This is a genomic window from Clostridium oceanicum, assembly GCF_039521385.1.
Lineage (GTDB): Bacteria > Bacillota > Clostridia > Clostridiales > Clostridiaceae > Clostridium_F > Clostridium_F oceanicum.
Genome location: NZ_BAAACG010000010.1, coordinates 13,702 through 28,556 on the forward strand (window position 1 = coordinate 13,702; position 14,855 = coordinate 28,556).

The window sequence follows — 14,855 nt, forward strand, 5'->3', positions numbered from 1 at the left end:
TTTAAAAATAAATCTATTTTTTATTTTTTTAAAACTTGCTTTGATTTAATGGATTTGATTTTATAGCTTCTCTTAATTTTTCGCTATCTACATGAGTGTATATTTGGGTTGTAGATACATTTTCATGGCCTAATATCATTTGAAGACTTCTTATATCTACGCCTCCATACTTATACATTAAAGTAGCTGCTGTATGTCTTAACTTGTGAGGTGAATATTTATCTTTATCAAGGCCTGCTTTTATTACATATTTTTTCACCATAAGTTCTACAGATCTTTTGTTTATTCTAGTATAGTTTTTGCTTAAAAAAAGTGCATCTTTATCTACTATTTTTTCTTTATTTTCTTTTCTTACATTTAAGTATGAATCTATAGATTGTATACATGCATCATTTAAATAAACAGTTCTTTCTTTGTTTCCTTTCCCAATAACAGTTAATAGGTCATTTTTTATATTTGATATATTTATACCACAAAGCTCTGAAAGTCTAAGACCGCAATTTAAAAATAAAGTTAATATGCAATAATCTCTTTCTTTAAATCTTCCTTCTACAGAAGATAACAATTTTAAGCTTTCATTTAAAGTTAAATAAACTGGATTTCTTTTACTTATTTTAGGACTTTCAAGTTCTGATGCTGGGTTTTCATTTATTATTTTAGCTTTTCCATATAAAAACTTAAAAAAAGATTTTAGGGTAGCTATTTTTCTAGCTCTAGCATAACTGCCATTATGTCTGTAATTTTCAACAAAAGATATAAAAGCATATAGATCAGATAGTGTTACTTCTTTTATAATATCATCAGTTATATCAGATATTTTTATTTCCTCAAACTCAATATTCTCATTTAGCATCCCTTTGTATAATTTCAAAAACCTAAAAAACATAATTAAATCTAACTTATAAGCATCTATAGTATTTTCGGATTTTCCTTTTATAGTTCTTAAATAGTTTAGAAAATCATTAATTCTCATAGGCGTTGAATTATCATATATTTTACTTAAATTGTACTTCATTTGTAAAAAACCTCCTAAAAATAGCTACAACTTCGCTAAATATACATTTAACGAATATAATATTCTATAAAAGAGGGGTAAATTCCTGCTTATTTATATATTTTTTATTATAAATTTCATTATTAGTACTAATACAACCTTGTTAAAGTTAAAATTCAAAAGAAAAATACTTCAAAATCCTTTTTCTTTAATACTACTAATACTATAAGTATATAATATTAGTAGTATTAAAGATTTAAATATTTACCTATTCTATTCAAGCTTTTTATATCAATTGAAATATATTATCAATTAGTTTTTGAATTTGTATTTCAATCTATTTTCATATTATTCTTCATTAAAAATAATATAATTTAGTATTAATACTAATTCATTTTCTTAAAAATGCAATATACATGTAAAATATCTATCATCTATTTATTTGTTTCTTATGAAAAAAAGTTTTATCAAAAACTTACTTTTCTACGAATGTGAAAATATATTTTTTATAAATATAATACAGAAGGTATATACAATTTAGGTAAAAATTAAATTTTAATAAAAAAATATTTTATAATATACATAGTAGTTTACACAATATATATTATGTAAACTACTATGTATACTTAATATTAAAAATAGATTTAATATTCTAAATTAAATCTAAATACTGAAAACTATCCTTATTATTTTCTAAACATAAAAAACATTTTAAATTTTTATTTAATTCTAAAAAATATGACTATAAAATAAATTTATAGATATACTAAATATGTATTGAAAAAAATTATATTTTATAATACTATTATAAATATAGTTTATATAATAAATTTACAAAGGAAAGAGGTACTTAATATGCTACCAATAAAAATGAGCGATTTAGCTTATAATGAATTTAAGAATATGTTAGATTCTAATAATATAAATTCTAATATTTTAAGAGTTTATTTAGAAGGAAGTGGATGAGGAGGTCCTTCATTTAATATCGTTCTGGATGAACAAAAAGAAAATGATTTAGTGTCTCCTATTAAGGATTTAGTATTTTTAGTTGAAAAATCCCTTTATGAAGAATTTGGCGGTTTTACTTTAAAATGTAGTGAAGAAAATGGATTAAATGGTTTTTCAGTAGAACCTAAAATACAACCAGAAGGTTCAGGTTGTGATAGCTGCTCTAGTTGCAGTTAGTTTATAAATAGAATCGAAAAGAGTACCTAGACATTTGATATTAAATATCTAGGTACTCTTTTATTTTATATAATTTAGGTTAAATGTTTTGGCTAATATTATAGATTTCTTTCGTAAGATTCTACCATTTTTTTAACCATGTTTCCGCCAACATAACCGTTTTGTCTTGAAGTCAAGTTTCCTTTATCCATAGAATCATAGTTGTTTATACCTACTTCATTAGCTGTTTCCATTTTTAATTGATTTAATCCTTGTCTTGCTTCTGGTACTACTAATTTGTTTGAATTATATGCCATTTTAAACAACCTCCTTTTATAAATTATCTTTAGTTTAGTTTGTATTTTGTTCTGTACTATAAGTTTATCCAATAGTGAGATTTTTATTCTATAAGTTGAAATATTTTTTAGAAATATTTTGCTACATCTGTTTCTTTAAAAATTATAGATTTCTTTCGTAAGATTCTACCATTTTTTTAACCATGTTTCCGCCAACATAACCATTTTGTCTTGAAGTTAAGTTTCCTTTATCTACAGAGTCATAGTTACTTATGCCTACTTCATTAGCTGTTTCCATTTTTAATTGGTTTAATCCTTGTCTTGCTTCTGGTACTACTAATTTGTTTGAATTATATGCCATTTTAAACAACCTCCTTTTATATGGTTATATTTTGTTTTTTAAGTCTTTACTTTTATGTCTGTACTATCATTTTGTGCAGTTTTATGATTTATATTACAGAAAATTAATGGTATTTTTTCTAAGATTTTAAATTTAAAAAATTGAACCATATTAATTCACCCATTTTCCTATGTATCTTATTTTTTTAAAATTAAAAATCATTTTTTCTATTGTTACTATTATTAATTTCAAAGTTAGATTAATAGTATATGATATAATAATTATGAATCTTTAACTTAGGAGGAATATATTTATGAAAAAAATATTATTAACTGGAGGCAATGGTTTTTTCGCTTCAAGATTCACTAAATTCTATGAAAATAAGTACAACATACTTGCTTTAAGCCACAAAGATTTAGATATAACAGATGAAGATAAAACATATAAAGCTATAAAAGAATTCGCCCCGGATTATGTCATCCATACCGCTGGCATTGCTAATACTAATTTTTGTGAAGAAAACCCTGCTTTTACCTATGATATAAATGTAAATGGAACTTTAAACGTAGGTAAAGCTTGCAAAGATTTAAATTGTAAAATGATTTTTTTAAGTTCAGAACAAGTGTATAACGGAAATATGGAAGAAGGTCCTTATACAGAAAATATAAAACCTATACCTAATACTGAATACGGAAAACAAAAACTAGAAGCAGAAAATAAAATAAAAAACATATTAGATGAACTTTGGATTTTAAGATTCACTTGGCTCTTTGGACTTCCTGAAAAAAATTGTAAAGTTAATGCTAATATAGTTTCAAATATGATAAATTCTATTTTAAATGGAAAAGACATAAAGGAACCAGTAAATGAATATAGAGGAATGACATACATATATGAATTAATCGAAAATTTTGAAAAAATCTTTGATATTCCTTATGGTATTTATAACATAGGCAGCGAAAACAATTTAAATAGATATGAATGTGCTTGCCTTGTTTTAAAAGGATTAGGTTTAGAAAATAGATTAGACTGTTTAATTAAAAAAGATTTTGAAAAATACAAAGACAAACCTAGAGACTTAAGAATATCTAATCAAAAATTAAAAGATCAAGGTATTAAATTTAGTCTTACAAAAGATGCTATCTTAAAATGCCTCTCAGAATTTAATTATAAACTGTAAAAAATCAACTGTAATTGAAACTACAATACCCTTATATTTAATGGGTTAAATTTATTATTAAATAATTATAATCATATAAATAAAAGCCATAATGACATTAATTCATTATGGCTTTTACTTATTATATTATAGGTTTTCTCTATAGAATGGCATAGACATACATCTTGGGCCGCCTCTTCCTCTAGATAGCTCTGAAGAAGGCATAGTTAATACTTCTACATTATGTTTATTTAAAATTTCATTTGTTACATAATTTCTTTCATAAGTTATAACTTTTCCTGGAGAAATAGCTAAAGTATTTGAACCATCATTCCATTGTTCTCTAGCAGATATTATCTTATCACCATCACCACATCTTATAAGAGTTATATCTCTTTTTAAGTATTTAGATAATATTTTTTCTAAAGTATCAATTTCTTCTTTTACAACTATTTCTTTTTTAGATTTATCATAAGTTATAGCATTAACTTTTAAAGTACCTTCTATTTCACCATGAACCGTAAATTTATCATGATCAAGCATAGTAAATACTGTATCTAAATGCATAAATGCTCTTACTTTTGGTATTTCAAATAATAGTACTACTTTAAATTCTTCATTTGATTCAAACAATCTTTTAGCCAAAGCTAGTACTGATTTACTATCAGTTCTTTCGCTATGCCCTATAGCAATTACATCTTTTGATAGAATTAATTCGTCTCCACCTTCTAAAGAATATTCTTCGTTTCTGTTATACCATAAAGGTACATTATTGTTTCCGTATTTAGGATGGTGGGTAAATATGTATTTACCGAAGATAGTTTCTCTTTTTCTTGTTTGCGTTTTCATAGTATTTAAAGTAACTCCACTTCCCATACATGCAAAGGGATCACGAGTAAAATACAAGTTAGGCATAGGATACATTATAAAAGGATACTCTATGTCCCCTTCATCAAGACCTATTTCATTCATTCTTACTCCTGCCATCACTTTAGTAATCAATTCTTTTTCATTCATATTATATAAATAATCTTTTAGTTTATTACTTATATTAGCGTTTATATCTCCGCTTTCTTTTATTACTTCTTCAATAAATTGTGTTTTAATTTTACTATTTGTAATAGACTCTGCTGCTAAGTTTTCTAAGTATAAAACATTAACACCGTTGTTTGTTAAAATACTAGCAAATTTATCGTGCTCTTGTTGAGCAACTTTTAAAAAAGGAATATCATCAAACAATAATCTATCCATATAATTAGGCGTAATATTTTCTATTTCTTGACCTGGCCTATGAAGCATAACAGTTTTCAATGAGCCTATCTCTGAATAAACATTAATTTTTTTATCTGAATTTGTCAAAGCTGTGCCCTCCTTTTTGGATAATTTTAAAAAATATCCAATTTCATCGTATTATTTTTATAAAATTATGTCAATGTTTTAAATATTATATCTTTTTTATAAATGAAAGTTTATACATTGTTAAATTTGTATTTATTTGAATTATTATGAAATCCTTAATTCATAAATTATAGGTTTTACCTATAAATATCATAAAATAAGCAACTTTTATATGATATTATTTTATATAGTATTATGTTATCAATGAATTTTAATACATAATAGAATAAAAATTTTTTTAAGTGAATATTAATTCAATTAACAGAAATCAAGGGTAATTATAAGGACTATATCTTAACTTAATCCATTACAATTACCCTTGATTTAAACAACTTTTTAAAACACATATTTAATAACTTTTAATATCATATTTTAGAAAATATCTATTCAAAATTTTATTCATTAGATTTAAGAAGAGTTAAATTACCTTTTATTTCATAATTTATTCCTTGAGGAATATATACAGTTTCTTCTTTTGATATTTTAAGGCTATTTTTATCACAACTTATTGTTCCTTCTCCATCAATTACAACAAAACAGTTAAATCCATCTTTTGAAGAATCTTTATAAGTATCTTTTACTTCTATTTTATTAACTTTAAAATAAGGTGTTTCTAAAGATGAGAAGTTTTCTATTTTTCCACCTTTATTTTCACCAGTATAATCTATAACATTCAAAGATTGTTCTACGTGTTCTTCTCTTCCTCTGCCCCAATCGTATAACCTGTAAGTTATATCGCTATTTTGTTGAACTTCTATTAGCTTAAGTCCTCCTTTTATAGCATGAACGGTTCCAGAAGGTATATATATAAGATCTCCAGGTTTAACTTCTGTCTCTTCTAATTCTTCTTCTAATTTACCATCATTTATAATCTGTCTTAATTTTTCTTTATTAAGTCCTTTTTTAATTCCTGAAATTAAAGTAGCACCTTTTTCCGCTTCTAGTATATACCAACATTCTGTTTTACCTTTGCTATTTTCATGTATCCTAGCATATTCATCATCTGGATGAACTTGAACAGATAAAACAGAATCTGCTTTTATTATCTTTACTAGTATTGGAAATACTTCTTTAAATTTTTCTACATCTTTTAAAGCTTCACCTTTTAAATCACCATTATCAACAATTGATGGTCCATTAGGATGACATGATACAACCCATTTTTCCCAACCCCAAATTGTTTCCTTTAAAAAAGGCGAAAGTTTATAAATATATTTTGTCATATAACCACCTCAATTTTAATATTACACAATACATTATACACTAATTAAAATAAAAATATATACTTTTAACCAATAAATAAATACATTAAATCTATTCTAATTGATATCAATTAATATAATTAACTATTAAGGTATCTTTTATAAAATTATGAATTAATATACACTATCATAGAATAAATAAAACCATATATAAATCGCAAGATTATAGGCAAAAAGAATTAATTTTGCAATATTACTTTTAAATTGTCATGAAAAAAGGTATAATTAAATTGCATCTCTAAAAATATTCATAAAAGATAAATAATATTTTAACAAAATATATACTAGTTTTATAATAAATCCTTATTTTTATTGTTATATAGGAGATGAACCAATAAAAGTTATAAAGATATAATATTCAATTGTCAATATAATGCATTTGTATATTAAACTTCTTTACAATATACTTTAAATAACTTACTAAAAATGTATTTTTTTATTTAAATGTGTATTTCTAAAAAAATTAATTTTAATGGTGTTCATATGAAAACGTATAACTAAACTTAAGTCTTAATAATATTTTCATAATAAAACTTAAACAGTAAAAAATATTATATATATATTAATATAAAATTTTTTATTACTTAGAAAGGGGCAAATTATGCAAAAAAAAATTGATATGAAACCTAGAAAATATTCTAGTAAGGAGTTATATAAATTTATAATTCCTTCAATTATAGGTATGCTATGTTTCATGACACCAATTTCTTACAACGGAGAAGTTACTATTCCAGTAGCTGTAATGTCTAAATTTATACAGACAGGACTAGAAACTGTACTACCAACTATAATGACTGTAGTCATTGCAATCACATTCATATGTTCCACAATAACAAAAGTTTTTAAACCTAAAGCTATTCTAGAAAATAAATATTGGAATAATTTATTTAATATTACACCATTATGGTATGTAATAAGAACATTAGGTTTTATTTTTATAACTTTAACTTATTTTAAAATAGGACCTGAATGGGTATGGTCAGCAGATACCGGTGGATTTTTATTTACCGATCTTTTACCTGTTTTATTTTCTGTATTTATTTTAGCAGGATTGCTTTTACCACTATTGCTAGATTTTGGTCTTTTAGAGTTCTTTGGTGCATTACTTACTAGAATTATGAGACCAATATTTACTTTACCAGGACGTTCTTCTATAGATTGTATTACTTCTTGGTTAGGTGATGGTACCTTAGGAGTACTTCTTACTAGTAAACAATATGAACAAGGCTACTATAGTGAAAGAGAAGCATCCGTTATTGGAACTACTTTCTCAGCTGTATCTATAACATTTAGTTTAGTAGTAATTTCACAAGTTAATCTTACTAGATTATTTGTTCCATACTATTTAACTGTATGTTTAGCAGGTGTTGTTGCAGCTTTAATATTACCTCGTATACCACCACTTTCTAGAAAACCAGATAATTATTATATGGGACAAGAAAAGAAAAATAAAGAAACAATACCAGAAGGATTTACTCCTTTTAAATGGGGTGTTAAAACAGCTGTTGATAAAGCTAGTGAAAATAACAGTGTTTCTGGATTCTTTAAATCTGGATTTAAAAATGTTTTAGACATGCTACTAGGTGTAACTCCTGTAGTTATGGCTATGGGAACTTTAGCTCTTATCTTAGTAACATATACTCCAATATTTAAATGGATTGGAATGCCTTTTATTCCGTTCTTAAAATTATTAGGAGTACCAGAAGCTGCAGCTGCTTCTCAAACTGTTATTGTTGGATTTACTGATATGTTCTTACCTTCAGTTATGGCAGCTACAATTAAGAGTGAAATGACAAGATTTATAATAGCAGGTCTTTCAGTTACTCAATTAATTTATATGTCAGAAGTTGGTGGATTATTATTAGGTTCTAAAATACCAGTTAATTTAAAAGACTTATTTATATTATTCTTAGAACGTACAATAATAACATTACCTATTTTATCATTAGTTGCACATATTATATTTTAAATATTTGTAAATACAAAGAATCCTTTTATAAAAAAGGATTCTTTTTTATTTTATAAAATAATTTTAATCTATGTTTTGGATTTTAAAAACAGCATACCTTACATATATGTAAGGTGTTTGTAAGGCCTTATATATAAGGATCTATGTTATAATTGTATAAGACACATTGAAATAAATAATCGTTTTTTTATAAGTTGCTTTTTTAAAAATTTTTAAAATAGAACTGTTACAAGAACCTGAGTAACTGTATTTTATGAAATACAGTTTTATTTTTCACTTGATATTTATTTTTATGGATCTAATACAAAAGAGAAAACTATATAGAGGAGATGAAACAATGAATTTTGAAGTATTTCATATAAATGGATATAATATTAAAATACTTTTTAGAAAAGGAATAGTTCATATATTAAATTCAAAAGAACTAAATGATTTTCTAAAAAAAGAAAAGAAAGCATCACTTCATGTAGCACTATTTATAAAAAATACCTATAAAGAAAAATATAAAAAAGATATAAGTATAACTTTAAAATCATTAACTATAGAAATTTTAGGACATGTTTATTTAGATAGAATCGCTAAATCTATATGTAAAATTGTTAGCATAGTACCCTTATTTAAAAAAAGTATATTAAAAATAGCAAATAAATTTGTTTTATCTCATACAGATATAATTGATATAGGTGAAAAACAAGTAGATAACAATAGATGGGTTTGGGACTCTATAGCTATTTTTACTCCATCAATATTTTTTAAAATGAAAAGCTATAAATAAGGTGATTATAAGTATACTAGTCATCTTATTTTTTTATTATCAAAGAAATAACTTAAAATTTCTCAATAAATTCTTGCATTTTCACCTTACTCTAGTCATTTTTTTATCTTTAATTAAATAAATTATTCCGATACCTATTTTCTAGAATAACTTTAGTTTATAGAATTCAAATATTCTTATAGCTTATTTATAAACAGAAATAATATTATATAATGGATTTTTAAAGCTTTGTAATCGATAAAAACTCTTTTATTCTTTAAATTGCTATATAAGTTTAAATTTGCCTCTTTTGACAGTATAATATGTCTATGTTATACTATTCACTGTAATCTTAAAGTGAAAACTTAGTTTAACACAAGGTTGTTTCTTAAGATTCTTAAAATTCTATTTAATCATTTCTAATGTTAAATTTTTAGATTAATCAGCCTTTAATGTTTTAAAATCATATTCCTTTTTACATATGATTTTAAGTTTATATAAGTATGTTTATATAAGTAGTGATATTTTTTATGCTTTAATTGTAATATTATTACTTATATGTATTAACATGTCTTAAATTATATTCTAAATTAATTAGTTTTATATACTGATAATTGACTACTAATAAGAAAGGATGATGTAATGAAAACCAGTATAGAAAACAAAGTAGAGAAAAAACTTCATAGTAGAAATTTTACTAAATTTGGGCTAGACATAAACCCAATAGTATCAATTGCTTCAGGAGCCATTATATTTATATTTGCTTTATATGCTTTTTTTAACCTAGATGGAGCAAATAAGCTTTTTGAATCTATAAAAAATATTATTACAACTAAAACTGATTGGGTATTTATTTTATCTAGCAATTTATTTATAATAGCATGTTTATTTTTAGCTTTTTCAAAATTAGGAAAAGTAAGAATCGGTGGAGTTAATTGTAAACCGGAATTTTCAAATTTCGCTTGGTATTCTATGCTTATATCTGGCGGAATGGGTATAGGCCTTATGTTTTGGTCTGTAGGTGAACCTCTTTATCACTCAATGATACGTCCCCCTATTTTTAAATCTCCAAATGCTGTTAGCTCCGCTTTAGCGACTACATTTTTTGATTGGGGACTACATCCTTGGGCTATATATGCAATTATGTCATTATCTTTAGCCTTTTTTGCTTATAATAAAAATTTGCCTTTATCATTAAGATCTGTATTTTACCCTATTTTAAAGGATAAAATTTTTGGAATTTGGGGAGATATAATTGACATTCTAGCAGTAATTGCTTGCTTAGTTGGTCTTGCAACATCATTGGGCCTTGGAGTTCAACAAATAAATAGTGGACTTACTTATCTTTTTAATATAAATTCAAGCATACTTATACAAATTGTATTAATTGCTATAATAACAGGAATTGCAACATTATCAGTAATTTCAGGTATAGATAAAGGTGTAAAATTTTTATCAGAGATTACTATGAAAATGGCACTAGTTTTTATGGTTGCTGTTTTATTAATTGGTCCAACTTCTTATATAATAAGAACATTTTCAAATTCACTAGGATTATATATAAATGATTTTGTTAAATCAGCATTCTTTATATCAATGGATGGTAGTAGTTGGCAAGGAACTTGGCCTATATTTTATATTGCATGGTGGATATCTTGTTCCCCTTTTGTAGGGATGTTTATCGCTAGAATATCTAAAGGTAGAACTATAAGAGAATTTGTTTTAGCAGTATTAATTGTTCCTTCTTTATTATCTTTCTTATGGTTATCTGTATTTGGAGGTACTTCAATTTATATCAATAATATTACTAATGGTTCTCTATTTGAAGTAGTAAAAAATAAACTTCCAGTTGCACTATTTGAAATGATAAACAATTTAAATACGCCATTTTTAGCAGGATCAATAAAAATACTTCTTTCTATAGTAGGGATATTACTTGTAATATTTTTCTTTGTTACTACTAGTGATTCAGGTTCTCTAGTAGTTGATAGCATAACCACTGGTGGTAAATTAGATTCTCCAGTAGGTCAAAGAGTATTTTGGGCTTGCATAGAAGGTTTTATTGCAACAGTACTTCTTTTAATCGGTGGAGAAAAAGCTTTAACTACATTACAAACCGCAGTAATAAGTACTGGGCTTCCTTTTGCAATACTTCTTAGTATTATGAGTATAGTTTTAATAACCAGTGTCAAAAAATCCTATGCTAAACAACAAAAGGTTAAAGAAATAAAACTATACAAACGGTTTGATGAATTTAAAGATAGCGAGGATTTTGAAGAAAAAAATTTGGCTTAAATCCTTTAAAAAGAGAACTTCTTATTTTTAATAAGAAGTTCTCTTTTTGTATAATAAATAACATATTTAGAAATTCTTTATTAGCAATATTTATTTTTTAAAACAGTATAACTAGCAATCTATTTTAACATAATATTTTTTCAGCAATCTCTACTGCTTCTTTAGCATCTTTAGCATAGTAATCAGCTTTAATCATTTCTGCATAATCTTCATTTAATACCGCTCCACCTACAAAAACTTTACAATCTATATTATTTTCATTTAAAGCTTCTATTGTTTCTTCCATACTTTTAACAGTAGTAGTCATAAGTGCGCTTAACCCTATTAATTTTACATTATGCTCTTTGGCCGCTTTAACTACTTCTTCTTTAGGAACATCTTTACCTAAATCTATTATAGTAAATCCATAGTTTTCAAGAACTGTCTTAACTATATTTTTACCTATATCATGTATATCTCCTTTTACAGTAGCAAGAATTATTTTTCCTCTGCTTATTTGATCTTTATTTTCTAGTATTAATTTTTCTTTTATAACTTCAAAAGCTTTTTTTACAGTTTCAGCAGATTGTATAAGCTGAGGAAGGAATATGTCACCTTTTTCATATTTTTTCCCTACTATATCTAATGCTGGTATCAAGTATTCATTGACTATTTTAAGCTCACTATTATTTTTAAGTAACTCTTTAGTAATAATTGCTGATTTATCTTTTATTCCTTTTATAATTATTTTTATTAAATCCTCTGAAGTTTCTTCATTAGATACTTTATTACTATCTTTATTATCTATAGCCTTTACGTTTCTTATAGCTGAATCTTTTTTAGGTTTTAAATTACTATATAATTTTATGTAATCTTCCCCTCCAACATCTTCATTATTTAACACTTTGAAAGAATATATTGTATTCATTATTTCAGATTTATTTGGGTTTACTATAGGAAGATCTAATCCATCTCTAAGAGCCATAGCTAAAAAGGTACTATTTAAAAGTTCTCTATTTGGAAGTCCAAAGGAAACATTTGAAACTCCAAGAACTGTTTTAACTTTTAATCTATTCTTAACCATATTTAAAGCTTTTAAAGTTTCTACTACTTCCTTTTGCTGAGCGGAAACTGTTAAAGTAAGACAATCTATTATTATATCTTCTTTAGAAATACCGTATTCTAAACATTTATTAACTATCTTTTTTGCTACTTTAAACCTATCTTCTGCTTTAAGAGGAATACCTTTTTCATCTAGTGTAAGTCCTATAACTGAAGCACCATATTTTTTTACAATAGGTAGTATAGAATTTAAAACTTTTTCCTCACCATTCACTGAATTTACTATAGCTTTTCCATTGTAAATTCTAAGTGCTTTTTCTATAACATTTTTATCATTAGAATCTATTTGAAGCGGTATATCAATTACAGATTGAAGTTCTTTTACAACTTTAATCATCATTTCTGCTTCATTTATTTCAGGTAAACCTACATTAACATCTAAAATATCCGCTCCTGCATCTATTTGTGATAGAGCCTGTTTTACAATATAATCTATATCATTATTTTTAAGAGCTTCTTTAAATAACTTTTTACCAGTAGGATTTATTCTCTCACCTATTACTTTCACTCCGTCTATTATAACAGGGTTAGTAGGAGTACATACTCCACATATTTTAGAACTATTTTTAGATATAGGTTTTACTTTTGATACTTCTTCTACTACTTTTTTTATAAAGGTGTCATCTGTACCACAACATCCACCTAGTATTCTTGCTCCCTTTTCTGCCATTCTTTTTTCTATAGAAGAAAATTCTTCTTTAGATATCTCATATACTGTTTCTCCATTAACCATTTTAGGAAGACCAGCATTAGGTTGAACCATAACTGGTATAGAAGAAAATTCAAGTATTTCTGATACTATAGGTTCAAGTTCTACAGGTCCTAGAGAACAATTTACTCCTAGTGCATCTACTCCTAAGCCCTCTAAAGTCATAATCATTGACAAAATACTGCATCCTGTAAAAGTTCTTCTATCCTTTTCAAAAGTCATTGTACAAAATACAGGTAATTTGGAATTTTCTTTAGCTGCTAAAACTGCTGCTTTAACTTCATATAAATCTGCCATAGTTTCTATAAGTATTACATCTGCTCCACTTTTAACACCTTGAATTACTTGTCTTTTAAATACATTGTAAGCTTTTTCAAATTTTAATGTTCCCATAGGTTCTAAAAGTTCACCTATAGGGCCTATATCTAAAGCCACTAAAGTATCTCTATTTTCTGAAGCTTTTTTAGCATTTTTTACAGCTGCGTCTATTATTTCTTCTACACTATATTTAATATCTTCTAATTTTAGTTCATTAGCTCCAAAAGTATTAGTAGTAATTATATTGGCTCCAGCTTCTATATATTTTTTATGTATGTTTATAATTTTATCTTTATCTTCTATATTTAAAATTTCTGGAATTTCTCCTCTTTTAAGTCCCGCTCTTTGAAGCATTGTTCCCATAGCTCCATCAAAAAACAGTATCTTTTCTTCTAGTATTTTTTTAATTTCCACATGATTCACCTGTCTTTCTAAATTCGCAATCTTTATATTTATTACAGTTTACGCAGCTTCTTTTTTTAAGGGTTATTTCTTTAGGTATAAATCCTATTATAGCGGTAACAGATTTTCTTGGTATCAGTATATTATGAGATGATGCCGTAAGACCAATTTCTCTTTGAGCATTTAAAACTTTTAAAAAATCCTTTTGAATTTCTATACTCAAATCACCATATCCAGGACTATATCTAAATGTTATTTTATTATTTTTAAGCTCAGCTTCTTTTTTTACTATAGATTCTACAAAATCACAGCCATCTTCAATAGCTGTAGTTGCACAAGCGTCTAATATTATTGATTTAGTCATATTAGTTTTTTCATAAAGTGCTATTTTTCTATCTAAGCTTATTCCTAAAGTTACTGCCATAAGAGTGCATTCTTTTGAATTACTTAAATGTCTTAATATATCTTTTCCTTTAAAGATTAAATTAGTATCTTTTATTAATACTTCTTTGTCTTTTTTTTCTATATTAAAAGTTTTATAGGTGTATTTAAAATTTATATATTCTTTAATTTCTCTTCTACATTCTTCAATTAAAGTATCTGTATTTTTATCAACTATAGAACTTTTATACCCTAAATATCTTAAAACTTCTTTTTTATCTATTTTAAATATATCATTCATAAGATTCACCAA

The 14,855-nt window shown here is 25.3% G+C and carries 12 protein-coding genes; 5 read left to right on the top strand and 7 right to left on the bottom strand.

Annotation, left to right across the window (positions count from 1 at the left end; translation table 11 throughout):
• Positions 1-28 precede the first annotated feature (28 nt).
• Complete coding sequence (locus tag ABDZ71_RS10685; protein WP_343761538.1) at positions 29-1,015, bottom strand: tyrosine recombinase XerC; 987 nt, start codon at positions 1,013-1,015, stop codon at positions 29-31.
• 834 nt (positions 1,016-1,849) lie between these two features.
• Here ABDZ71_RS10685 and ABDZ71_RS10690 point away from each other — a divergent pair.
• Positions 1,850-2,179, top strand: a complete 330-nt coding sequence (locus ABDZ71_RS10690) for a HesB-like protein (protein ID WP_343761540.1) — start codon at positions 1,850-1,852, stop codon at positions 2,177-2,179.
• 98 nt (positions 2,180-2,277) lie between these two features.
• Here ABDZ71_RS10690 and ABDZ71_RS10695 read toward each other — a convergent pair whose 3' ends face one another.
• Together ABDZ71_RS10695 and ABDZ71_RS10700 are read right to left on the bottom strand one after the other, a co-directional pair.
• Positions 2,278-2,475, bottom strand: coding sequence for an alpha/beta-type small acid-soluble spore protein (locus ABDZ71_RS10695; RefSeq protein WP_343761542.1), 198 nt, complete (start codon positions 2,473-2,475; stop codon positions 2,278-2,280).
• Positions 2,476-2,617: 142 nt separating this feature from the next.
• Complete coding sequence (locus tag ABDZ71_RS10700; protein ID WP_343761544.1) at positions 2,618-2,815, bottom strand: alpha/beta-type small acid-soluble spore protein; 198 nt, start codon at positions 2,813-2,815, stop codon at positions 2,618-2,620.
• A 292-nt stretch (positions 2,816-3,107) separates the two neighbouring features.
• Here ABDZ71_RS10700 and ABDZ71_RS10705 point away from each other — a divergent pair, with 292 nt between their 5' ends.
• Positions 3,108-3,974: an SDR family oxidoreductase gene (locus tag ABDZ71_RS10705; RefSeq protein WP_343761546.1), complete on the top strand. Its 867-nt coding sequence runs from the start codon at positions 3,108-3,110 to the stop codon at positions 3,972-3,974.
• A 126-nt stretch (positions 3,975-4,100) separates the two neighbouring features.
• On the opposite strand, the gene arcA is transcribed toward ABDZ71_RS10705, so the two are convergent.
• Entirely contained in the window at positions 4,101-5,312 is a 1,212-nt protein-coding gene (gene arcA / locus ABDZ71_RS10710) for an arginine deiminase (RefSeq protein WP_343761547.1), read from the bottom strand.
• A gap of 434 nt (positions 5,313-5,746) precedes the next feature.
• Positions 5,747-6,574: a type I phosphomannose isomerase catalytic subunit gene (locus ABDZ71_RS10715; protein ID WP_343761549.1), complete on the bottom strand. Its 828-nt coding sequence runs from the start codon at positions 6,572-6,574 to the stop codon at positions 5,747-5,749.
• Positions 6,575-7,214: 640 nt separating this feature from the next.
• On the opposite strand from ABDZ71_RS10715, the gene ABDZ71_RS10720 reads away from it, so the two are divergent.
• The 3 genes from ABDZ71_RS10720 (at position 7,215) to ABDZ71_RS10730 (ending at position 11,631) form a co-directional block, all read left to right on the top strand.
• A complete protein-coding gene (locus tag ABDZ71_RS10720; RefSeq protein ID WP_343761550.1) occupies positions 7,215-8,582 on the top strand; it encodes a YjiH family protein in 1,368 nt (455 codons plus the stop codon).
• A gap of 337 nt (positions 8,583-8,919) precedes the next feature.
• Complete coding sequence (locus tag ABDZ71_RS10725; protein WP_343761552.1) at positions 8,920-9,357, top strand: hypothetical protein; 438 nt, start codon at positions 8,920-8,922, stop codon at positions 9,355-9,357.
• Between the two features lie 621 nt (positions 9,358-9,978).
• Positions 9,979-11,631, top strand: coding sequence for a BCCT family transporter (locus tag ABDZ71_RS10730; protein WP_343761554.1), 1,653 nt, complete (start codon positions 9,979-9,981; stop codon positions 11,629-11,631).
• Positions 11,632-11,755: 124 nt separating this feature from the next.
• Here the strand turns inward: ABDZ71_RS10730 and ABDZ71_RS10735 are convergent, their stop codons facing one another.
• Both ABDZ71_RS10735 and ABDZ71_RS10740 read right to left on the bottom strand, forming a co-directional pair.
• Positions 11,756-14,173: a homocysteine S-methyltransferase family protein gene (locus ABDZ71_RS10735; protein WP_343761556.1), complete on the bottom strand. Its 2,418-nt coding sequence runs from the start codon at positions 14,171-14,173 to the stop codon at positions 11,756-11,758.
• Positions 14,163-14,843, bottom strand: a complete 681-nt coding sequence (locus ABDZ71_RS10740) for a methionine synthase (RefSeq protein WP_343761557.1) — start codon at positions 14,841-14,843, stop codon at positions 14,163-14,165. Before ABDZ71_RS10740 ends, ABDZ71_RS10735 begins: the two co-directional genes overlap by 11 nt.
• Between the last annotated feature and the right edge of the window lie 12 nt (positions 14,844-14,855).